Origin of the sequence: Actinomadura sp. WMMB 499, assembly GCF_008824145.1 — a bacterium.
GTDB lineage: Bacteria > Actinomycetota > Actinomycetes > Streptosporangiales > Streptosporangiaceae > Spirillospora.
This window is the reverse complement of the sequence record NZ_CP044407.1, coordinates 2,987,179-3,008,249: the sequence shown is the minus strand read 5'-3', so window position 1 is coordinate 3,008,249 and position 21,071 is coordinate 2,987,179. Positions and strand designations below refer to the sequence as shown.

General features: G+C 73.7%; 16 protein-coding genes. 9 read left to right on the top strand and 7 right to left on the bottom strand.

The genetic code is table 11. The annotated features are described in order from the left end of the window. Positions 1 to 37 precede the first annotated feature (37 nt). Complete coding sequence (locus tag F7P10_RS12960) at positions 38 to 2,062, top strand: MFS transporter (RefSeq protein WP_151009572.1); 2,025 nt, start codon at positions 38 to 40, stop codon at positions 2,060 to 2,062. A 99-nt stretch (positions 2,063 to 2,161) separates the two neighbouring features. Then, positions 2,162 to 3,295 (top strand): acetyl-CoA C-acetyltransferase, encoded by a 1,134-nt coding sequence (locus tag F7P10_RS12955; protein ID WP_151009571.1) that lies wholly within the window; start codon positions 2,162 to 2,164, stop codon positions 3,293 to 3,295. A 77-nt stretch (positions 3,296 to 3,372) separates the two neighbouring features. Here the strand turns inward: F7P10_RS12955 and F7P10_RS12950 are convergent, their stop codons facing one another. Next, positions 3,373 to 4,521, bottom strand: coding sequence for an epoxide hydrolase family protein (locus F7P10_RS12950; protein ID WP_151009570.1), 1,149 nt, complete (start codon positions 4,519 to 4,521; stop codon positions 3,373 to 3,375). A 62-nt stretch (positions 4,522 to 4,583) separates the two neighbouring features. On the opposite strand from F7P10_RS12950, the gene F7P10_RS12945 reads away from it, so the two are divergent. Together F7P10_RS12945 and F7P10_RS12940 are read left to right on the top strand one after the other, a co-directional pair. Further along, positions 4,584 to 5,588, top strand: a complete 1,005-nt coding sequence (locus tag F7P10_RS12945) for a YafY family protein (RefSeq protein WP_151009569.1) — start codon at positions 4,584 to 4,586, stop codon at positions 5,586 to 5,588. Positions 5,589 to 5,695: 107 nt separating this feature from the next. Continuing rightward, entirely contained in the window at positions 5,696 to 6,490 is a 795-nt protein-coding gene (locus F7P10_RS12940; RefSeq protein ID WP_151009568.1) for an enoyl-CoA hydratase/isomerase family protein, read from the top strand. Between the two features lie 39 nt (positions 6,491 to 6,529). Here the strand turns inward: F7P10_RS12940 and F7P10_RS12935 are convergent, their stop codons facing one another. Continuing rightward, the gene (locus F7P10_RS12935) at positions 6,530 to 7,291 is read right to left on the bottom strand and encodes an IclR family transcriptional regulator (protein ID WP_151009567.1); all 762 of its coding nucleotides are present in this window, start codon (positions 7,289 to 7,291) and stop codon (positions 6,530 to 6,532) included. Between the two features lie 170 nt (positions 7,292 to 7,461). On the opposite strand from F7P10_RS12935, the gene F7P10_RS12930 reads away from it, so the two are divergent. After that, positions 7,462 to 9,432 (top strand): acyl-CoA dehydrogenase family protein, encoded by a 1,971-nt coding sequence (locus F7P10_RS12930; RefSeq protein ID WP_151018015.1) that lies wholly within the window; start codon positions 7,462 to 7,464, stop codon positions 9,430 to 9,432. A gap of 151 nt (positions 9,433 to 9,583) precedes the next feature. Then, complete coding sequence (locus F7P10_RS12925; RefSeq protein ID WP_151009566.1) at positions 9,584 to 10,405, top strand: bifunctional 2-polyprenyl-6-hydroxyphenol methylase/3-demethylubiquinol 3-O-methyltransferase UbiG; 822 nt, start codon at positions 9,584 to 9,586, stop codon at positions 10,403 to 10,405. A gap of 44 nt (positions 10,406 to 10,449) precedes the next feature. Here F7P10_RS12925 and F7P10_RS45065 read toward each other — a convergent pair whose 3' ends face one another. Beyond that, positions 10,450 to 13,341, bottom strand: a complete 2,892-nt coding sequence (locus tag F7P10_RS45065; protein ID WP_302851466.1) for an AAA family ATPase — start codon at positions 13,339 to 13,341, stop codon at positions 10,450 to 10,452. 43 nt (positions 13,342 to 13,384) lie between these two features. Further along, a complete protein-coding gene (locus F7P10_RS12915) occupies positions 13,385 to 14,404 on the bottom strand; it encodes a CaiB/BaiF CoA-transferase family protein (RefSeq protein ID WP_151009565.1) in 1,020 nt (339 codons plus the stop codon). Positions 14,405 to 14,544: 140 nt separating this feature from the next. On the opposite strand from F7P10_RS12915, the gene F7P10_RS12910 reads away from it, so the two are divergent. Then, positions 14,545 to 15,840 carry an alkaline phosphatase family protein gene (locus tag F7P10_RS12910; protein ID WP_176611446.1) on the top strand — a complete coding sequence of 432 codons (1,296 nt, stop codon included), beginning with the start codon at positions 14,545 to 14,547 and terminating at the stop codon, positions 15,838 to 15,840. Between the two features lie 20 nt (positions 15,841 to 15,860). On the opposite strand, the gene F7P10_RS12905 is transcribed toward F7P10_RS12910, so the two are convergent. Both F7P10_RS12905 and F7P10_RS12900 read right to left on the bottom strand, forming a co-directional pair. Then, positions 15,861 to 16,619, bottom strand: coding sequence for an SDR family NAD(P)-dependent oxidoreductase (locus F7P10_RS12905; RefSeq protein WP_151009563.1), 759 nt, complete (start codon positions 16,617 to 16,619; stop codon positions 15,861 to 15,863). Between the two features lie 188 nt (positions 16,620 to 16,807). Continuing rightward, on the bottom strand, positions 16,808 to 17,446 hold the full coding sequence (locus F7P10_RS12900) for a GNAT family N-acetyltransferase (protein WP_151009562.1): 639 nt from the start codon (positions 17,444 to 17,446) through the stop codon (positions 16,808 to 16,810). Positions 17,447 to 17,585: 139 nt separating this feature from the next. Here F7P10_RS12900 and F7P10_RS12895 point away from each other — a divergent pair, with 139 nt between their 5' ends. Continuing rightward, the gene (locus F7P10_RS12895) at positions 17,586 to 19,055 is read left to right on the top strand and encodes a serine/threonine-protein kinase (protein ID WP_218040477.1); all 1,470 of its coding nucleotides are present in this window, start codon (positions 17,586 to 17,588) and stop codon (positions 19,053 to 19,055) included. 173 nt (positions 19,056 to 19,228) lie between these two features. Next, on the top strand, positions 19,229 to 19,951 hold the full coding sequence (locus tag F7P10_RS12890; protein ID WP_151009561.1) for an SDR family oxidoreductase: 723 nt from the start codon (positions 19,229 to 19,231) through the stop codon (positions 19,949 to 19,951). 184 nt (positions 19,952 to 20,135) lie between these two features. Here the strand turns inward: F7P10_RS12890 and F7P10_RS12885 are convergent, their stop codons facing one another. Continuing rightward, a complete protein-coding gene (locus F7P10_RS12885; RefSeq protein WP_151009560.1) occupies positions 20,136 to 20,903 on the bottom strand; it encodes a sensor histidine kinase in 768 nt (255 codons plus the stop codon). Positions 20,904 to 21,071 lie beyond the last annotated feature (168 nt).

Sequence of the window (21,071 nt, the reverse complement as noted above, 5' to 3'; positions counted from 1 at the left end):
AGGCCCCTGACGTCACGGACGGGCGGGGGCTGCGGGCATGACGGTGGCGGAGGCGCGGGACGAGCGGGCCATGCCGGTGGGCAGGGAGCTGTACGCGATCCTCGGTGCGCTCATGCTCGCGCTGCTGCTCGCGGCGCTCGACCAGACGATCGTGTCGACGGCGCTGCCGACGATCGTCAGCGATCTCGGCGGGCTGAACCACCTGTCGTGGGTGGTGACGGCGTACCTGCTGGCGGCGACGGCGTCCACGCCGCTGTGGGGCAAGCTCGGCGACCAGTACGGGCGCAAGCGGCTGTTCCAGACCTCGATCGTCATCTTCCTGATCGGGTCGGCGCTGTGCGGGATCGCGCAGGGGATGACCGAGCTGATCCTGTTCCGGGCGCTGCAGGGGCTCGGCGGCGGCGGGCTGATGGTGCTGGCCATCGCGATCGTCGGGGAGGTCGTGCCGCCCCGCGAGCGGGGCCGGTACCAGGGGCTGTTCGGCGCGGTGTTCGGCGTGGCGAGCGTGTGCGGGCCGCTGCTCGGCGGGTGGTTCGTCGACAACCTGTCGTGGCGGTGGGTGTTCTACATCAACCTGCCGATCGGCATCGTGGCGCTCGCCGTGGTCGCGGCGGTGCTGCACGCGCGGGAGGAGCGGGAACGGCACCGCATCGACTACCTCGGGACGCTGCTGATCGTCGGCTGGGCGGTCGGCCTGGTGCTGGTGACGACCTGGGGCGGGACGACCTACGACTGGATCTCCCCGCAGATCATCGGGCTCGCCGGGGCGTCGGTCGTGCTGATCGCGGTCTGGGTGCTGGTCGAGCGGCGCGCCGCCGAACCGGTCATGCCGCCGAAGCTGCTCGCCCATCCGGTCTTCGCGATCGGGTCGGCGGTGGGGTTCGTCGTCGGCTTCGCGATGTTCGGCGCCCTGACGTTCCTGCCGATCTTCCTGCAGGTCGTGCACGGTGTCTCGCCGACGCTGTCGGGCGTCCACCTGCTGCCGATGATGCTCGGGATGCTGCTGACCTCGATCGGCTCCGGCCAGATCGTCAGCCGGACCGGCCGGTACAAGGTGTTCCCGGTCGCCGGCACGCCGCTCATCGCGGTCGCGCTGCTCCTGCTGTCGCGGCTGGACGAGACGTCCTCGACGCTCGCGATGAGCCTGCGGTTCGCGCTGCTCGGGCTCGGCCTCGGGATGGTCCTGCAGATCCTCGTGATCGCCGTGCAGAACGCCGTCCCGTACGAGGACCTCGGCGCGGCGACGTCCGGGGTGACGTTCTTCCGGCAGATCGGCGGCTCGTTCGGGGTGGCGGTCTTCGGGGCGGTGTTCAGCAACGCGCTGGCCGGCAACGTCGCCGCGATCGCCCGCGACCTGCCCCCGGGCCTGGACCCCGGGGCCGTCCAGGGGGACCCGGGGATGCTCGACCGGTACCCGCCGGGGGTGCGCAACGAGGTGCTGGCCGCCTACGCCGACTCGATCGGCACCGTGTTCTTCTGGGCCGTCCCGGTCGCCGCCGTCGGCTTCCTGCTGGCCCTGTTCCTGCGCGAGACGCCGCTGCGCGAGACGTCCCGGACGCACGACTACGGCGAGGGGTTCGGCGCGGCGCCGACCGTCCGGTCGTCCCGGCACGAGATGGAGCGGTGCCTGAGCGAGCTGATGCGCCGCGACCCGCGCGCCCGCGAGCTGTACGCGAAGCTGGGCCGCCTCGCGGGGGTGGACCTGCCGGCGGGGAGCATGTGGGCGCTGTGCCGGATCGCCCGGGACGGGACGGTGCGCGGCACGGACCTCGCCGACCGTGCGGGTGTCCCGGCCGAAACCGGACGCCCGTTCGTCGACCGGCTCGTCGCCGGCGGCCTCGTCGAGCGGCGCGACGGCGTGCTGGCGATCACCGGGCCGGGCCGGACGGTCGCCGAACGGCTGTTCACCGCGCGCCGCGAGGGCCTCGCCGAACACGTCCGGGGCTGGTCGCCCGAGGACCATCCCGAACTCGCGGACGTCCTGTCCCGCCTGGCCCGCGCGTCCCTGGGCGACGACGCGGACGGCGAGACGATGCGCGGCGCCACCGCGGCATCCGCGTAACCCCCGCCACATACCGTTGCGCCTTCGGCCCTGTAATCTCATACTGACTGACCGAATCACACTCGGTTTCGGGACGGAACCCAGACAGTTGGAGGCGTAGTGGCCGAGGCGTACATCGTCGGCGCGGTCCGTACCCCCGTCGGCACCAGGAAGGGCGCCCTCAAGGACGTGCACCCCGCCGACCTCGGGGCGCACGTGCTCAAGGAGCTCGTCGACCGGACCGGGGCCGACCCGTCCGCGGTCGAGGACAACATCATGGGCTGCGTCATGCAGGTCGGCCCCCAGGCCCTCGACATCGCGCGCACCGCGTGGCTGTCGGCGGGTCTGCCGGAGGGCGTGCCCGGCGTGACCATCGACCGGCAGTGCGGGTCGTCGCAGCAGGCGATCCACTTCGCCGCCCAGGGCGTCCTGTCGGGCACCCAGGACCTCGTCGTCGCCTCCGGCGTCGAGCACATGGCGAAGGTGCCGATGGGCGCCAGCATCGTCCAGGGGCTGGACTTCCCCTACGGCGAGGGCTGGGGCGAGCGGTACGGCAAGCAGGAGATCTCGCAGTTCCGCGGCGCCGAGCTGATGGCCGAGAAGTGGGACTTCAGCCGCGCGGACATGGAGAAGTTCGCGCTGGAGAGCCACCGGCGGGCCGCCAAGGCCATCGAGGCCGGCTACTTCGACCGGGAGATCGCCCCGCTCGCCGGGCTGACCAAGGACGAGGGCGCCCGCCCCGACACCACCCTGGAGAAGATGGCGGGCCTGAAGGTGCTGCGCGAGGGCGGCCGCATCACCGCCGCCGTGTCGTCGCAGGTCTCCATCGGCGCGTCCGCCGTGATGATCGCGTCCGAGGAGGCCGTCAAGCGGTACGACCTCACCCCGCGCGCCCGCATCCACACCCTCGCGGTGGTCGGATCGGACCCGGTCTACATGCTGACCGGCCCGATCCCCGCCACCGAGAAGGCCCTCGACCGTGCCGGCCTCAAGATCGACGACATCGACGTCTTCGAGGTCAACGAGGCGTTCGCCCCGGTCCCGCTGGCGTGGGCCCGCGACACCGGCGCGTCCCTCGAGAAGATGAACCCCAACGGCGGCGCCATCGCCACCGGCCACCCGCTGGGCGCCACCGGCGGCATCCTGCTCACCAAGCTCCTGCACGAGCTCGAGCGCACCGGCGGCCGCTACGGCCTCCAGACGATGTGCGAGGGCGGCGGCCAGGCCAACGCCACCATCATCGAGCGTCTCTGACGGGCTGACGGCACGCGAGACCACGGCGGTCCCGGTTCCGAGCCCGAAGGCCCGGAACCGGGACCGCCGTGGTCGTCTCAGGCCGCGCGCAGCCCGGCGAAGAACGTCCGGACGTCGGACGCGACGTCGCCGGGGGCCTCCATCGCGGCGAAGTGGCCCGCCCTCGGGAACTCGCTCCAGTGCACGATGCTCGTGTTGTCGCGTTCGGCGAGCGACCTGATCGTCTGGAAGTCGTCGGCGAAGACCGCGACGCCCGTCGGGGCGGTGTTGACCGCGGGCTCGGCCTCCGCGCGGGCCTCCTCGTAGTAGTACCGGCTCGCGGTGGCCTGGGTGTTGGTGAACCAGTAGAGGGACACCTGCGTCAGGATCTGGTCGATGGTCACGAGGCTGGTCCCGTTGCCGAAGGAGTTGAGCAGCTCGCTGTAGGCGAGCTGCCCCACGGGCGAGTCCGCGATCGCCGCGCCGATCGTCTGGGGCCGGGCGGCGTTCATCGCGTTGTAGCCGCCGACCGACTGGAACCACTGCATGTGCTCCAGCGCCGCGTACTCCTTCGGGCCGAACCCCTCGAACTCCGCGGGGTCACCGGACGGGAAGGAGAACAGCTGGAGGACGTGCATCCCGAGGAATCCGGGCGGGTCCAGCAGCCCCAGCTCGCGGCAGAGCATCGCGCCCATGTCGCTGCCGTGCGCGCCGTAGGAGTCGTAGCCGAGGCGGCGCATCAGGGCGTCGAGGACGCGGGCGACCCGCGCCTGCGTCCAGCCGCCGCCGTTCAGCGGGGTGCTGAAGCCGAAGCCGGGGAGCGACGGGACGACCACCGAGAACGCGTCCTCGGCGCGGCCGCCGTGCGCGACGGGGTCGGTGAGCGGGCCGATCATGTCGAGGAAGTCGGCGAACGAGCCGGGGTAGGTGTGCAGCAGGAGCAGCGGCGTCGCGCCCGCCTCCGGGGACGGCACGTGGACGAAGTGGACGGTCTGGCCCTCGATCTCGGTGAGGTGGTGCGGGAACTCGTTCATCCGCGCCTCGGCCGCCCGCCAGTCGAACGAGGCGCGCCAGTACTCGACGGTCTCGCGCAGGTAGCCGTTCGGGGTGCCGAGCGCCCAGTCGTCGGCCGCCGCCGGACGGGGCAGCCGGGTGCGGGCGAGTCGCGCGTGCAGGTCGTCGAGCTCGGCCTGCTCGATCGCGACGGTGAAGGGACGGATCTCGGTGTTCTCCTGCGTCTTCGTCATGTCCCTTACGGTAGGAGCCATATAGGCTGACTTCTTTCCTATATGGCGGCGATACTGAAGGAATGCTGGAAACGTCCGCGCGGCTGCTCGCGCTGCTCTCGCTCTTCCAGTCCCGGCCCGACTGGACCGGCCGGGAGCTTGCCGAACGCCTCGGCGTGACCGCCCGGACCGTCCGCAACGACATCGGACGGCTGCGCGACCTCGGCTACCCGGTCGACGCCACGCGGGGCGCGGCGGGCTCCTACCGGCTCGGCGCGGGCACCCGGCTGCCGCCGCTGCTGCTCGACGACGAGGAGGCCGTCGCCGTCGCGATCGGGCTGCGCGCGGGCAGCGGCGTCGGCGGCATCGAGGAGAGCAGCGCCCGCGCCCTGGCGAAGCTGGAGCAGGTGCTCCCGCACCGGCTGCACCGCCAGGTCCGCGCCCTGCACGAGGCCACGTCGCGGGCGCCGGAGAACCTCGACACCGACGCGGAGGACCCCGAGACCGGCGCCGAGGTCCTCACCGCGATCGCCTCGGCCGTCCGCGACGGCGTACAGCTTCGCTTCGACTACGCCGCCGCCGTCGAGCCCGCCGGAGACGAGGCCCCGTCGGCGACGGCCGCGCCCGCGGGCCGCAAGCTGGTGGAGCCCTACCGCCTCGTGAGCTGGCGCCGGCGCTGGTACCTGGTCGCCCGGGACCCGGAGTCGGGCGCGTGGTCGGCCTTCCGCGCCGACCTGATGACGCTCCGCACGCCCGGTGGCCCCGCGTTCACCCCCACGCCGCTGCCGGGCGGCGACTACACCTCGTTCGTCCTGCGGGACGTGGCGGCGACCGGCTGGAAGGTGCACGCGCGCGTCACGGTCCACGCTCCGGCCGAGCAGGTCCTCGCCCGGATCAACGCGACGGTCGGCGTCGTCGAGTCCGTGGCCGCGGACCGCTGCGTGCTGGTCACCGGCGCCGACAGCCTGGAGACGATCGCCGCCTACCTCGGCATGCTCGGCCTCGACTTCGAGATCGTGTCCCCGCCCGAGCTGCGCGCCCGCGTCGCGGACCTCGGCCGCCGCTACCTCCGCGCGGCCGGCTCCTGAGCCGGTTCCGCGAACCGGGGCGAGCCGGGCGGGGCGGGGTGGGCGCGCCGGGCGAGGTGCGGCATGCTCGGGGGTCGGTGGCGCGCTGGACGGGTGAGGGGCCTGGCATGGACGAGACGGTGCTGTACGCGGTCGACGAGCGGGTCGCGCGGATCACGCTGAACCGGCCGGACGCGCGGAACGCGCTGAGCGATCAGCTGATCGACGAGCTGCTGGCGGCGTTCGAGCGGGCGAAGCGCGACGACGGGGTGCGCGTGATCGTCCTGACGGGCGCGGGGGACCGGGCGTTCTGCGCGGGCGCGGACCTCGGCGGGCTGGGCGCGCAGCAGGCCGACGGCCGGGCGGTGGCCGATCCCGCGGCGATCCGGGACAGCGCCCCGTTCCGGCTGTTCACGGCGTTCCCGAAGCTGGGCAAGCCGATCATCGCGCGGCTGGCCGGGCACGCGGTGGCGGGCGGCCTCGGCCTGGCGGCGGCGTGCGACCTGGTGATCGCGGCGGACGACGTGAAGCTGGCGACGCCCGAGGTGAACGTGGGGCTGTGGCCGATGATGATCATGGCGATCATCAACCGGAACGTCGTCCCGAAGCAGGCGTTCCGGCTGTACTACACCGGCGGCCGGATCACCGCGGCGGAGGGCCGGGAGATCGGCCTGGTCACCGAAGTGGTGCCGCGGGACGAGCTGGACGCGCGGGTGGACGGGCTCGCGCGGACGATCGCGGCGAAGAGCCCGCTCGGGCTGCGCGCGGGCCGGGACGCGTTCTTCGCGATCGAGGGGCGCCCGCTGGAGGAGCAGGTCGAGCATCTGCTGGGCGAGCTGGTGCGGCTGGCGGGCAGCGAGGACGCCAGGGAGGGCGTCGCGGCGTTCCTGGAGAACCGCACCCCCGACTTCCGCGGCCGGTAGCGGGCGGCCGGCTACGGGACGGTGCCTACGGGACGGTGCCTACGGGACGGGGAGTGTGATCGTCCGCTGCAGGCGGGCGGCGGTGGCCTTGAGCCGGTCGGCGGAGCGCTCGATCCTGGTGAGCTTCGCGGGCCGGCAGGAGATCGCGAGGGCCGCGCGGACGGTGCCGGTCGCGTCGGTGACCGGGACGGCGGCGCAGCCGGTGCCGAGCGCGTACTCCTCCCGGTCGATGGACAGGCCGGTGGACGAGCGCAGCGTGCGCAGCAGCCGGCGCGGTTCGGTGATCGTGTGCGGGGTGAGGTCGGCGAGGGTGTGCCGGTCGAGGTAGTCGCGGCGGCGGTCCTCGTCGAGCTGGGCGATCAGGCACTTGCCGAGCGCGGTGGCGTGCGGGGCCTCGTCGAAGCCGACCCAGACGTCGACGCGGGGCGTGCGGGGGCCGTCGACGATGTCGATCAGCTTGATCTCGCCGTCCACGTGCATGGCGAAGTACGCCGCGGCGCCCAGTTCGTCCCGGAGCCCGACGAGGGCGGGGCGGATGCGGGCGAGGAGCTGCTGGGCCCGGCTCTTGCCGTGCAGGGAGCCGATGCGGTCGCCGAGCACCCAGACGCCGTCCGACAGGCGGGTGGCGTAGCCCTCGTGCGCGAGCGTGCGCAGCAGGTGGTACGTCGTGGCGAGGGGGAGCCCGGCCTCGCGGGCGAGCTGCTTGGCGGGCGCCCCGCCGGGGTGCGAGGACACCGCCTCCATGAGATGCAGAGCACGCTGCACCGAGGCGATCAGGGTGGGTCTGCGTGTCTCGTCCATCACGCAAAGCGAACCCTGCTCGTCGGTGCCGGTCAAGGGCTTTGACCAGACCCGTGGGCGAGATCCGGGGAAGCAGGTCGTGACCTGCGGGGGGAGTAGTCCGCCGGGATCCGGGGAGTAGCTCGGCAACGGACGGACGGGAGTTGCGAGGAGCCGGCATGAGTCAGCCGATGCGCACGGCGGAGCAGGGCACGCGGCGGGCCGCGGGGCATGACGCGGGGCAGGTGGACGAGCGGACCGCCCGGAAGGTGGCGGAAGAGGCGCGGGAGTCCGAATGGCGGCTGCCGAGCTTCGGCAAGCAGCTGTTCCTCGGCGACTTCCGGCTGGACCTCGTCCACCCGCACCCGCGTCCCGGTGACGAGGACCGCGCCAAGGGCGATGCGTTCCTGGAGAAGCTCACCGAATTCTGTGCGAACGAGGTCGATCCGCATCGGATCGAGCGGGACGCGCAGATTCCGGACGAGACACTGCGGGGGCTGCGCGACCTCGGGGCGTTCGGCATGAAGATCCCCGAGCGGTACGGCGGCCTCGGGCTCGGCCAGTTCCACTACGGGCGGGCGCTGATGGTCGCGGCGTCGGTGAGCCCGGCGATCGGGGCGCTGCTGTCGGCGCACCAGTCGATCGGCGTCCCGCAGCCGGTGAAGATGTTCGGGACCGACGAGCAGAAGGAGGCGTGGCTGCCGCGCTGCGCGACACAGCTCACCGCGTTCCTGCTGACCGAGCCCGACGTCGGCTCCGACCCGGCGCGGCTGCGCGCGACCGCCACGCCCGACGGGGACGAGTACGTCCTCAACGGCGTGAAGCTGTGGACGACGAACGGGGTCGTGGCGGACCTCGTGGTGGTGATGGCGCGGGTCCCGAAGTCGGACGGGCACCGGGGCGGCATCTCGGCGTTCGTCGTCGAGATGGACACCCCGGGCATCACGGTCGAGAACCGCAACCGGTTCATGGGGCTGCGCGGCATCGAGAACGGGGTCACGCGCTTCCACGACGTGCGCGTCCCGAAGGCGAACATGATCGGCAAGGAGGGCGCCGGGCTGAAGATCGCGCTGGCGACCCTCAACACCGGACGGCTGTCGCTGCCGGCGATGTGCGCGGGGAGCGGCAAGTGGGCCACCAAGATCGCGCGGGAGTGGTCGGCGGAGCGGGTGCAGTGGGGCCGTCCGGTCGGGCGGCACGAGGAGGTCGCCCGCAAGGTCTCGTTCATCGCCGCGACCGCGTACGCGATGGAGGCCGTCCACGATCTGTCGGCGCGGCTCGCGGACGACGAGCGCAACGACATCCGGATCGAGGCGGCCCTAGCGAAGCTGTGGTCGTCGGAGATGGCCTGCAAGGTCGCCGACGAGCTGGTGCAGGTGCGCGGCGGCCGCGGCTACGAGACGGCCGAGTCGCTCGCCGCGCGCGGGGAGCGGGGCGTCCCGGTCGAGCAGCTGGTGCGCGACCTGCGCATCAACCGGATCTTCGAGGGGTCCAGCGAGATCATGCATCTGCTGATCGCGCGGGAGGCGGTGGACGCGCACCTGTCGGTGGCCGGCGACATCATCGACCCCGAGACGTCCGCGGCCGGGAAGGCGCGGGCGGCGGCGCGGGCCGGCGGGTTCTACGCGCGCTGGCTGCCGACCCTGGTCACGGGCGCGGGGCAGCGGCCCGGCTCGTACGCGGAGTTCGGCCCCCTCGCCAAGCACCTGCGCTACGCGGAGCGCGCGGCCCGCAAGCTCGCCCGGTCGATCTTCTACGCGGCGGGCCGCTGGCAGGGCGGGCTGGAGCAGCGCCAGGGGTTCCTCGGCCGGATGGTCGACATCGGCGCCGAGCTGTACGCGATCAGCGCCGTCTGTGTGCGCGCGCACGCCGACGCGTCCGGCAAGGGCCCGCTGCAGGACGGCGGCGAGGGGCCGGGCAAGTCGGCGCTCCTGCTCGCGGACGCGTTCTGCAAGCAGTCCCGGGTGCGGGTGGAGGAACTGTTCGACGGCCTGTGGCGTAACACGGACGAGACGGACGTGCGGCTCGCGCGCGCCGTGCTCGACGGCGCGTTCACGTGGGTCGAGGACGGTGTGCTCGACCCGTCCATCCCGGGTCCGCTGATCGCCGCGTCCGAGCCGGGCCCCAGCCGCTTGGAGGACGTCCACCGGAAGGTGACATGACCGCCGGGTAGCGGTTGGCGACGCGTTGTAAGGCTCGGATCGCTAGACTGACCGGATTCGCGCCCGAGATCGGACCGTCCGTCCAGGAGCAGGTCCCAGGATCCGGCGAAACGAGAGCCGACACGGCGAACGCACCCAGCAAGTGGGAAGTATGCAGCAGACTGGTCAGAAGAAGTCCATTGCCGGAAGCCTCCTCAACCTGATCGGCAGCGGTTCCAAGCGGTCGCCCGCCGCGCCGCAGCCCGCGCCGGACGGCGACGTCGTCCAGCCGGCCGCCGGGGAGGGGCAGCTCGAGAACCACCTCGGCGGGGACGAGGCCCGCAACTACCGCAAGTACGAGTACGACACCGTCGCGCCGCACGTGGGCCGCTCCATGCTGGAGGTCGGGTCCGGGCTCGGGCACTTCTCCGAGCAGTTCGCGGGACGGCTCGACTACCTCGTCGTCAGCGACAACGACCCGTACTGCGTCGGGGAACTGCGCACGCGGTACGAGGGCAACGACGACGTCGAGGTCATCGACCTGGCGCTGCCGGCCGACATCGAGATCCGGCAGAAGGTCGACACCGTCGTGATGATGAACGTCCTGGAGCACATCAAGGACGACGTCCAGGCGCTGCGCGACCTCGCCGCGGTGACCCTGCCCGGCGGCCGGATCGTCATCTGGGTGCCGGGATACATGCAGCTCTACGGCGACTTCGACCGCAAGGTCGGGCATGTCACCCGGTACACCCCGAAGACGCTGGAGAAGTCGGTGCGCGAGGCGGGGCTCGTCCCCGAGGTCCTCAAGCCGATCAACTTCCTCGGCGGCATCGCCTGGTGGTTCGCGGTGCGGCGCGGCGGCGCCGGCTACCCCGACCCCAAGCTGGTGAAGATCTACGACCGGACGGTCGTGCCGTTCACCCGCACGATCGAGCGGTTCGTGAAGCCGCCGTTCGGGCAGACGGTGCTCTGCGTGGCGCGCGTCCCCGAGTAACCGTCCCCGGGCGACCGTCCCCGAGCAACCGGGCCGGGCAGCCGCTACCGGGCCGCACCGGCCTCCCGGAACAGGGAGAGCCGGTGCGCGGTCGCGGCGGCCTCCCCGCGGCTGGCGACGCCGAGCTTGCCGAGGATATTGGAGACGTGCACGCTGGCCGTCTTCGCCGAGATGAACAGCGCGGCGGCGATGTCGCGGTTGCTGCGGCCCTCGGCGACGAGCCGCAGCACCTCGAACTCGCGCGGCGTCAGCCCGAGCGGCGCCGTCCCGTTCCGCGGGCTCCGGGTGCGGCGCCGCAGGTCGGCGACCAGCGCGGCGAGCGGTTCGGCGCGCAGCCCGCGGGCGAGGCCGGCGGCGGTGTCCAGCCGGACGGACGCCGCGTCGTGGTCGCCCGCCGCCAGTGCGGCCTCGGCGGCCCGCACGAGCGCCGTGGCGTGCTCGAACGGGTTGCCGATCCCCTCCCACGCGGCCGCGGCGGCGTCCCACGCGTCCCGGTCGGCGGCGCCGCGGGCGCGTCCCAGCTCGGCCTCGAACGTGCGCCGGTAGGTGTCCTGCAGGGGGCCGAGGCACGGCAGCGCGGTCGCGCGCTCCTCGATGCGCTTGAGGTCGTCGTCGACGCCCGCGCCGAGCTGGGCGCAGGCGGTGGCGCCGAGTACCAGCGCGGGCCACGCGTACCGCGCGTCGTCCGGCAGGCCGGGCCGCTCCACCACCCGCAGGACGGCCTCCAGCGCGGCGGCCGGATCACCGTCGGCCAGCGCGAGGCGCGCCCGGAGCCGCTGCGTGGAGAAGTAGTCCTGGGTCTTCAGCCAGGCCGTGTGCACGTTCGCGACCTGGTTGGTGCGCGCCAGCCGCTCGCGGGCCGTGTCCGGCTCGCCGCGGAACAGGGCGATCTCGCCCGACATGACGAGCAGCGACGTGCGGGTCGTGACGGACGGCTCCTGCGCCAAGGCGTGCTCCATCACGGCGAGCGCCTCGTCCCACCGGCCGAGCGACACCAGCGGCTCGGCCTCGTTGATGCACAGGAACGTGCCGTCCGTGCGGGCCAGCCCGAACCGGGAGGCGGTCTCCTTGCCGAGCCGCGCCACCTCCGCCGCCTCCGCGTGCAGGCCCGAGCCCTCCAGGAAGTGCGACCGGAGCACCGCGTGCCGCATCAGCGCGCCGTGGTCGCCGCTGCGGGCCGCCGCGTCGGCGACCTCGGCGAGCATCGAGCCGTCGGCGTAGTCGATGTCGGTGCAGAACAGCGTGCACAGCGCGTGCGCCTCGGCCACCGGGTCGCCCAGCTCCCGCGCGATGGCGTACGACTCGGCCGCCGCGGCCCGCCCCTCGTCGATGTTCGTCGTGAAGCGGATGTAGGTGGCGAGCGTGGACAGCACGCGGGCGCGCAGCACCGTGCGCCGGTCGGGCGGCAGTGTCGCGGCGGCCGCGCGGACGTCCTCGATGAACCCGGACCGGGCCATCTGGTACCGCATCCGGCCCCGCAGCGCCAGCAGCTCGGCCCGCCGCTCCCGGACGTCCGGGTCGTCGTCGCTCTCGCCGATCTCGCGCAGCGCCGCCGACGCGAGCTTGATGCCGCGCTCGTATTCGCCCGCCAGGTTCGCGGTCCGCGCGGCCTTCTCCAGGACCCGCTCCAGGGGCGCGCCGATGCGTTCCGGCGCGTCCGGGACCAGCTCCCACAGCTCCATGACGCGCGACAGCATCGCCAGGCACTCCGCGTACGCGAGCGCCTTGCGCGCGTAGGACGCCGCCCGCCACGACGCGACCAGCGCCCAGACGGCGTTGTGCGCGGACTTCCAGTGGTGGCTCAGCTCCACCCACAGCCGCCCGTCCGGGACCAGCGCGGGTTCGTTCTCCAGCGCCTCCGCGTACCGGGTGTGCAGCCGCGTGTGCTCGCCGGGCAGCAGGTCGTCGTGCACGGCCTCGCGGATCAGCGCGTGCCGGAACGCGTAGCCGTCCCCGTCCACGACCAGGACGTTCGCCGCGACGGCCGGGCGCAGCGTGCGGGTCAGCGCGGCGTCGTCCAGCCCGGTGACCGCCGCGAGCAGCGCGTGCTCGATGCGGGTGCCGCCGCCACTGGCGTCCCGCAGCACCTCCTGCGTCTCCTCGGGCAGCCGCTGCACCCCGGCCAGCAGCAGGTCGCGCAGCGACTCGGGCAGCTCGCACGCCAGCGTGCCGTCGTCGTCGAGCAGCGCCTCGATGAACAGCGGGTTGCCCTCGCTGCGCCGGGCGATCCGGTCCACCAGCCCCGCCGGCGGCTCGTCGCCCAGCAGCGCCGTGACGAGCGCCGCGGTCTCGGCCCGCGACAGCCGCGCCGGCTCCAGCCGCCGCACCCGCTCGACCCGCTCCAGCCCCGCGAGCAGCGTCCGCAGCGGATGCCCCCGGTGCAGCTCGTCCGTCCGGTACGTCACCACGACGAGGACGGGCGCGTCGCCGAGGTTGCGGGTCAGGAAGGCCAGCAGGTCGCGGGTGGAGCGGTCGGCCCAGTGGGCGTCCTCGATGACGAGCACGACCGGGGCCCGCTCGGCGAGCCGCTCCAGCAGCGTCAGGACCAGCTCGAACAGCCGCGCCCGCTCCTCCCCGGACGCCGCGTCCCGCTCGGGCTCGCCGAACTCGGGCAGCAGCCGGGCCAGCGCGCCGGTGTCGCCGCGCGGCACCAGCCCCGCGACCCCGTCGATGCCGATGTCGCGCACCAGCCCGCGCAGCACGGTCGTGAACGGGGCGAACGGCAGGCCGTCCGAGCCCAGCTCCAGGCACCCGCCGACCAGCACCCGTGCCCGGTCGCCGACGGACCCGGCGAACTCCCGGATCAGCCGCGTCTTGCCCAGGCCCGCCTCGCCGCCGATGAGTACGGCGCCGGGCGCCGCGGCGAGCGCGTCCTCCAGCCGCCGCAGCTCATCCGACCGCCCGACCAGGACGGGACTCATCGCGCGCGTGCTCACACGCTCCAGGATGCCACTCGAGTCGGACATTTCCTCTCGAATTTCAGCCCGTGAGACGCCAGCCCTCGCCTCGATGCTCGTCCAGTTCCGGGACCTTCCCGTGTGACGGTGTTGTGCAGTTCGTGGTCCGCACCGGCCCGGTGCCGATTCCCCTCGCGCGGAAGTGCTCGTGTGCCAGCATCTCCGCGCGGGTGAGGACGGGCGCGACGGGCGCGCCTTCCCGCGAGAGCCGGGTGACCGCCTCGTCCCGCGTGAGCCCCGCGACCGCGTCCGCGATCTCCCCGTCGAGCTCCTCCAGCCGCTCGAAGCGTTGCAGGAACGGGACGTCCGCGTGCCGTTCGAGCCCGAGGGCCCGGCACACCGCCGCCCACAGCGGTTGCTCGGACACGACGCCGAGCGTGATCGTGCGCCCGTCCTTCGTCGGGTAGACCCCGTATCCCGGCACGGGCGCGTCGGCCCCGGACATGTCGGGCGACGTCTCCACCCAGTCCGCGAGCACGTCCGCCATCCCGAGGTCGATCCGCTCGCCGGCGCCGGTCGCCCGGGCCCGCACGACGGCCGCGGTGATCGCGAACGCCGCCATCGTCGCCGCCGCCATGTCCGCGACCGCGAGCTCCGCACCCGCCGACGTCGCGTCCTGCCCGAGGGCGCCCGCGTAGGCCCGGTAGTTCACGTCGTGCCCCGGCACCGCGGACAGCGGCCCCTCGGCGCCGTACCCGGAGATCGAGCAGTAGACGAGCGCGGGGGCACCCTCCCGGAGCCGCTCGTACCCGACGCCCAGCCGGTCGGCGACGCCCGGCCGGAACCCCTCGACGAACACCTCGGCGTCCCGCGCCAGCTCGCGGCACCGCGCGAGCCCGGCGCCGGTCTTCAGGTCCAGCTCGACGCTCCGCTTGTGCCGGTTGAGCACGTCGAAGTGGTCCCGGAACGCCCGCATCGGCTCGCCCCCGGGCGGTTCGACCTTGACGACGTCCGCGCCCAGCCGTCCGAGCAGCTGCGTCGCGTACGGCCCCGGCCGCCACATCGTCAGATCGAGCACCCGCAGGCCGTCCAGCAGTCCCATGCCGCAACCTTATGCAAGCAACCGCTTGGTCGACCAGGGGGTGCCTGACCGGCCCCGCCCGTCCGGTCAGACCGGCGGCGTTCACCGGCCCGCACGGCGTTGATCATGCCGGGGCCATCGCGCTCGGGTCCGCTACGGCCATGAGAATCTCCAAAGCACTGGCGGCCGGGACGAGCGCCCTGCTCGCCGCCGCCCTCTGCACCGCGACGGCCGCGCCCGCCGCCGCCGAACCCCGCCACCGGCCGTCGAAGCCGCTCGCCGACCACGTCCTGTTCCTCGCCCTGGACGGCTTCGACGCCGAGTACGTCGGGGACGCGCCGATGCCCAACCTCGACAAGCTCCTGCGGCGCGGCGGCCTCGCGACCTCGACGGGCGTGATGACGTCCATCACCAACCCGTCCTGGTCGTCGGTCGCCACGGGAGCGTGGCCGGAGCGGCACCGCAACACGGCGTACTGGTACGACGCGGAGTCCGGGACGGCGCGCGGGCAGCAGCGCGAGATGGCCGTGCCGACGATCGGGCAGGCCGTCCGCGAGCAGGGCGGGACGATCCTGTCCGCGCAGTGGTTCACGCTGCAGAACTACGGCACCGCCTACGGGGACCCCGAGGGCATCTACACCCAGCCGGGCGGCGCGTGCCCGCGCCGGGTGGACGACGCGGTGGCCGTCCTGGAGGGCAGGCCGGTCGACAGCGGCGGCACGGCGGTCACCGCGCCGAAGATCCCCGACCTGATCGCCGTCTACTGCGACACCCTGGACTCGATCGGCCACGACGGCGGCGCCGAGGACCCCCGGATCCCCGAGGCGCTGCGGATGATCGACGAGCAGATCGGCCGGCTCGTCGAGGCCGTGCAGGAAGCCGGGATCTACGGGCGCACCACGTTCGTCATCACCGGCGATCACGGCATGACCACCTTTACGGGCGGCTTGAACACCGAGGTCGTCGAGGCGGTCGCCGAGGCGGGGTACAAGCTCGAGTACCTGGGCTCGGGGCAGCGCCCGGCGCCCGACACCGACGCGGTGATGGTCGTGGGCGGCGTCGGCAGCCTCCACCTGGTCGGCGACGCCGCCGGGAGCCGCAGGGCCGAACGCCGCATCGCCGCCGCGCTCCGCGACGTCCCGCACGTCCGGGCCGTCTACGACGAGCGCGACCAGCGGCGCATGCGGATGAGCCCGAACCACGGCGAGCTGGTCGTCGAGCCCGAGCCCGGCTGGAGCCTGGGCGCCGCGCCCGCGTCCCCGAAGGGCTCGCACGGCAGCACGGGCGACCTGCGCGTCCCCCTGGTGATCGCGGGCGCCGGAGTGCGGCCGCACGCCGCCGCGTGGCGCCCCCGCCACGTGGACGTCGCACCGACGATGGCCGCCCTGCTCGGCATCAGGCCCCCTTCGGGCGTCCAGGGCCGGGTCCTGGGCGAGGTCCTGCAGCGCCGGCACTGACCCGACGAGGCCGCGGCCGGCTACCAGGGGATCGGGCCCTCCTCCCCGAAGAACCCGGCCGTCGGCCCGTCCGCGCCGAGCGTCGCCAGCCGCACCACGACCGCCGCACCCTGCGCCGGGGTGAGGTGCCCGGTGTGCCCGTTGCTGTCGGTGTCGACGAAGCCGGGCGCGACCGCGTTCACCAGGATCCCGTCCTTGCGCAGCTCGTTCGCGTACTGCACGGTCAGCGCGTTGACCGCGGCCTTGGACGGCGTGTAGGCGGCGGACGGCAGCAGCGCGGCGAACGGGCCGTCCGGGTCGCTCGTCAGGCCCAGCGACCCGGCGTGACTGCCGACGTTGACGACGCGCGGCACGGGCGACCGCCGCAGCAGCGGCAGCATCGCGTTGGTCACCGCGATCACCCCGAAGACGTTCGTCTCGAACACCGCCCGGACCATCTCCAGATCGACCGAACTCGGGATCTGATCGGTGGCGTCCTGCGGCGACACGTTCCCGGACCCGGTGATCCCCGCGTTGTTGACGAGCACATCGAGATGCCCGAAACGCTCCTCGATCCGCCTCGCCGCCTCCCGGACGGTGCCCGCGGCGGTGACGTCCAGGGCGACCGCGTGCGCGTCGCCGCCCCCCGCCCGCACCGCCGCGGCGGCCTCCTCACCGCGCCCCACGTCCCTTGCCCCGACCAGAACCGTCATGCCGAGCCCTGCGAGCGCCTCCGCCGTCGTCCGTCCGATCCCCTTGTTCGCCCCGGTGACCAGCGCGACCTTCCGATGTGCGTTCATGCCGCATCCCTTGCTCGTGTGGTGACGCACACGAGACACCGCCGCCCCGGCCCGCGTGACGGCCCCCACGATGTGACGTGCGCCACCTCTGGCGGGCGGGGGCGCTGTCGTCCGGAGCCGGCTCACGGTCACGAAATCCGGTGCCGGCCGGCGAACGCGCCTCTGTTCTGGTCGTGGCGGTTCCGAGGTCAGCTCAGGGGCATGCCGAGGATCTTGCTGTCGGGGCCGTCGAGGAGCACGTGGAAGCCGACGTGGGTGTAGAAGCCGATCGCGTTGGTGTTGCGGGTGGAGACGCCGAGATGGACGCCGGGCACCCCGCGGGCGCGTAGGGCGTCGATGGCCGTGGACATCAGGCGCCGTCCGTTCCCGCCGCCCTGCGCTTCGGGGAGAAGGTCCACGTGGAAGTGGGCGGGGTAGCGGGCGGTGATGTCCGTCGGCGTGGGGGGCGGGTCGTCGATGTGCGCACGCAGCCAGGCGTCGGGAGTGTCCGGCTCGACGGGACGGTGCGCCCTCCGGGTGCGCAGGCGCGGCCACCAGGCGTCCTCGAGGTCGCGCTCGAAGGACTCGGTGTCGGCGACGGCGAGGAAGTAGCCGACGGGCGGCGACGGCGGCCCCTCGGCGCCGCCGGGGGCGAGGACCCAGGCGAGGTCGGGCGAGTGGGCCAGGTACGGCCCGGCGAAGACGTCGCCGACCAGCCGGGGTTCGGCGAACCGGCCGGTCGCGTCCTTGCCGGCGGCGGCGGTGCGCAGGCAGATGTCGTAGATCCGGTCGACCTCGGCGGGGTCGTCGGCGCGGGCCGGACGGACGGACAGCGGGCCGGTGGTCATCGTGGGCCTCCTGGGTCGGGGGCCTCACGCTGAGACCTACCCGTGCTCGGTTCGGGTGGCGGTGTTCGTAGGGACGGGTGTGTCTGTCAGATGTGCCGAACCCCTTCTCCGGCTCGTCCGTCCCCATTAGGTTCTGATCGTGGGCTGGGATGGCGAGGGTGTGCTGGCGGGACGGTACCGGAGGCTGGACCGGATCGGGCGGGGCGGGATGGGGGCGGTGTGGCGCGCCCACGATGCCGATCTCGACCGGGAGGTCGCGGTCAAGGAACTCCACGTCCCCGAGCAGATCGCCGACGACGAACGGTCCGTCTGGTTCGCGCGGATGGACCGGGAGGCGCGGGCCGCCGCGCGGCTGCGGCATCCGGGCATCGTGACCGTCTACGACCGGGTGCGGGGCGACGACGGCCGTCCGTGGATCGTGATGGAGCTGGTGCACGGCCGGTCGCTGGACCGGGTGCTGGCCGAGGAGGGCCCGCTGCCCGCGCGGCGGGTCGCCGCGATCGGGCTGGCGATGCTGGACGCGCTGTCGGCGGCCCACGCGCAGGGCATCGTCCACCGCGACGTGAAACCGGCCAACGTGCTGCTGGAGGGCGAGCGCGTCCTGCTCACCGACTTCGGCATCGCGGCGATGGAGGGCGACGCCACCCTCACCCGCTCGGGCGCGGTGCTGGGCACGCCCGCGTACATGTCCCCGGAGCAGGTCGAGGGCCGGCCCGTGACCCCGGCCTCCGACCTGTGGTCGCTCGGCGCGGCGCTGTACGCGGCGGTGGAGGGGCGCCCGCCGTTCACCGCGCCCACGCACGGCGCGCTGTTCGTCGCCATCGCGACCCGCGACCCGGCGCCGCCGCGGTGCGGCGGGCCGCTGGCGGAGGCGCTGGTGAAGCTGCTGAACAGGGACCCCTCCGAACGACCGTCTCCCGCGCGGGTCCGCGCTCTGCTCGGTGCCGCCGCCGGTGGCGGGCCGACCCGTACCGATCCCGTGCCAGGTCCGGCCGGACGCGTCTCCGAGCAGGTGGCCACCGCGGCGGACGGCGTCCGCGCCCGCAAGGGCTCCGTACGGGGCGCCCTCGCCTGCACGTGGATCACCGTCGCCGTCACGCTGTACACCTCGCGGAGCCAGGACGTGTTCGTACCGTACTGGGCTCCGTACCTGCTCACGGGCCTCGTGGGATCGGCGCTCCTCCTGTCGTTCGGCCTGTGGAGACCGGCGCCGCGGCGGGCGATCCTCGCCACCGTGGCCGTGATCAACGTCGGGCTCACGTCGGGCGCCCTGGTGGGCGGCTACTGGAGGGACGACATCATGCAAGTCGCGATCCCATCGGCCGTGGCCTGGGTGGGGGGCGCGGTGGCCCTGATGTTCGCGTTCTCCGCGGCGAATCCACTGCTGACCGCTCGGATCTCCCCGGCAGGATCACGCCGAGGCGTCCTCATGCTCATCGCCGTCGCGGAAGGCGTCGTCATGACGGCGTGGCCGTGGGCCCTCTTCGGGGCGTTGGGCATGGAGGTACATCTCCCCGTCGATGGCAAGGGAATCAGTCTTTTCGTGGGCCCCCTCGGCTTCGTGTTCGTGGCCTGGATCGCTTCTCGGTTCTTCGGTGCGCGGCACTGATCGGCGGGCCGGTGTTCTGACGGGCGGGTTGCCGTGGTACCCCGATCACCAGGGCCACCGCGTACTTCGATGTATCTAAGACCCGGTGAGGTTCACTTTGGCCTGGGGCGTTTGCCAGCAACTGTTCGCGTTCGTGCAAGACGGCCGGACGTCCGGGGGCTAGCGTCCGGGGCATGATGCTCACGGACAGGACGGCCCTCGTCACCGGCGGCTCGCGGGGGATCGGGCGGGCCATCGTGGAACGGCTCGCGGCGGACGGCGCCCGCGTGGTGTTCAGCTACCGCGAGGGCAAGGACGCGGCGGACGAACTCGTGCGGGAACTCGGCGGCCGGGCCGTCGCCGTGCGGGCCGACCAGGAGGACACCGGGACGATCGACGCGCTGTTCGAGCCCGTCGGGGACTCCCTCGATCTCGTCGTGAACAACGCGGCCGTCAACCCGCACGGGCCGATCGCCGAGATGTCCGGCGACGACTTCGACCGGGTGATGACGGTCAACGCGAAGTACCCGCTCCTGGTGATGCGGCGGGCCGAACCGCTGATGCCGGACGGGGGCCGGATCGTCAACGTGTCGACGCTCAACACCGTGCTGCCGGCGCCCGGGCACGCGCTCTACTCGGCGAGCAAGGCGGCGCTGGAGCAGCTCACGGCCGTCGCCGCCCGCGAGTTCGGCCCGCGCGGCATCACCGTGAACTCGGTGTCGCCCGGCGCGACCGACACCGACCTGTTCCGGGAGACGAACCCGCCGGGGGCGGCGGAGCAGGTCGTGGGGTTCACCGCGCTCGGCAGGCTCGGCCGTCCGGACGACATCGCGGGCGTCGTCGCGTTCCTCGCGGGCCCGGACTCGGGCTGGATCACCGGCCAGAACCTGCGGGCGACCGGCGGTTTGGTGTTCTGACGGGCGGCCGTGGTCCCCCGATGACCACGGCCACCATGACGTTCGATGTCCCGGCGACCCCGCGAGGTTCGCGCCCGCGCGGAATTTCTGCGCGGATGCGGGGCCACCGCACTCCACAGGGAAGGAAGGCCCGCGCCGACCGCCGACCGCCGACCGCCGACCGCGGGCCGCCGACCGACGGGCCTCAGCTCGCGTCGTGCGGCCCGTAGGGCAGGTGGACGACGATGGACCATCCGCCGCCCCGTGGCCCGGCCTCGATCGCGCCGCCCAGCATCGTGACGCGCTCGCACATGCCCACGAGGCCGTTGCCGCCGCCCCGCGTGGCCGCGGGCGCGCCGCCGCCCCGCGGGGCCGCGGGCGCGCCGCCGCCCCGCGGGGCCGCGGGCGCGGCCAGGGCGCCGTCGTCGGTGATCGACAGCGCGAGGGTGCCGGGCCCGTAGCGGATCTCGACGATGACGCGGGCGCCGGGCGCGTACCGGGCGGCGTTGCCGAGTGACTCCTGGACGATCCGGTAGGCGGCCAGGCTCGTGCGGGGATCCAGCGGCCGCGGCGTCCCGGTGACGACGGTCGACACCGGCAGGCCGCCGCGGCGGGCCGCGCGGACCAGGTCGTCCAGGCGGCCGAGACCGGCGGTCTCGTCGTCGCGGCGCAGCCGTCCGACGACGATCCGGGTCTCGGACAGCGCCTCGCGCGCGGTGTCCCGCACCGTCTCGAGCGTCCGGCGCGCCGCGTCCGGCAGCGCGGTGCCGTCGACGAGCGCCGCGGTGGCCTGCACGGCGATCACCGACATGTGGTGCGTGACGACGTCGTGCAGTTCGCGGGCGATGCGGTCGCGCTCCCGCGCCGCCGCCGCGCGCCGGACCCGGTCCAGGGCGGACGGCTCGGCCTCGGCCGCCCGGGGCTCGGCGAGCACCGGGACCGCGCGCGCGTCCGCGGGCGCCTTCATGACCATCGTGGTCTCCTCCGCGGGACGCCCGGTTGCGGCGGCCTCGCACTCGTCTTAGAACGGCACGGATCGTGCCGTCAGTCTCAGTTTGGTCGAGGGCGCGCCCCCTGTCAATACGGCACGTGTCGTGCCGTATGGCGCAACCGGAAGCGGCCGCGGCATCAACCGGGCCGG

What these genes read in the sequence shown, in the direction of transcription:
- F7P10_RS12930 (WP_151018015.1), top strand. Translation starts at nt 7,462, where the DNA reads ATGCGCACGGCGGAGCAGGGCACGCGGCGGGCCGCGGGGCATGACGCG.
- F7P10_RS12945 (WP_151009569.1), top strand. Translation starts at nt 4,584, where the DNA reads ATGCTGGAAACGTCCGCGCGGCTGCTCGCGCTGCTCTCGCTCTTCCAG.
- F7P10_RS12915 (WP_151009565.1), bottom strand. Translation starts at nt 14,404, where the DNA reads ATGGGACTGCTGGACGGCCTGCGGGTGCTCGATCTGACGATGTGGCGG.
- F7P10_RS12940 (WP_151009568.1), top strand. Translation starts at nt 5,696, where the DNA reads ATGGACGAGACGGTGCTGTACGCGGTCGACGAGCGGGTCGCGCGGATC.
- F7P10_RS12925 (WP_151009566.1), top strand. Translation starts at nt 9,584, where the DNA reads ATGCAGCAGACTGGTCAGAAGAAGTCCATTGCCGGAAGCCTCCTCAAC.
- F7P10_RS12950 (WP_151009570.1), bottom strand. Translation starts at nt 4,521, where the DNA reads ATGACGAAGACGCAGGAGAACACCGAGATCCGTCCCTTCACCGTCGCG.
- F7P10_RS12900 (WP_151009562.1), bottom strand. Translation starts at nt 17,446, where the DNA reads ATGACCACCGGCCCGCTGTCCGTCCGTCCGGCCCGCGCCGACGACCCC.
- F7P10_RS12935 (WP_151009567.1), bottom strand. Translation starts at nt 7,291, where the DNA reads ATGGACGAGACACGCAGACCCACCCTGATCGCCTCGGTGCAGCGTGCT.
- F7P10_RS12910 (WP_176611446.1), top strand. Translation starts at nt 14,545, where the DNA reads ATGAGAATCTCCAAAGCACTGGCGGCCGGGACGAGCGCCCTGCTCGCC.
- F7P10_RS12885 (WP_151009560.1), bottom strand. Translation starts at nt 20,903, where the DNA reads ATGGTCATGAAGGCGCCCGCGGACGCGCGCGCGGTCCCGGTGCTCGCC.
- F7P10_RS12890 (WP_151009561.1), top strand. Translation starts at nt 19,229, where the DNA reads ATGATGCTCACGGACAGGACGGCCCTCGTCACCGGCGGCTCGCGGGGG.
- F7P10_RS12905 (WP_151009563.1), bottom strand. Translation starts at nt 16,619, where the DNA reads ATGAACGCACATCGGAAGGTCGCGCTGGTCACCGGGGCGAACAAGGGG.
- F7P10_RS12960 (WP_151009572.1), top strand. Translation starts at nt 38, where the DNA reads ATGACGGTGGCGGAGGCGCGGGACGAGCGGGCCATGCCGGTGGGCAGG.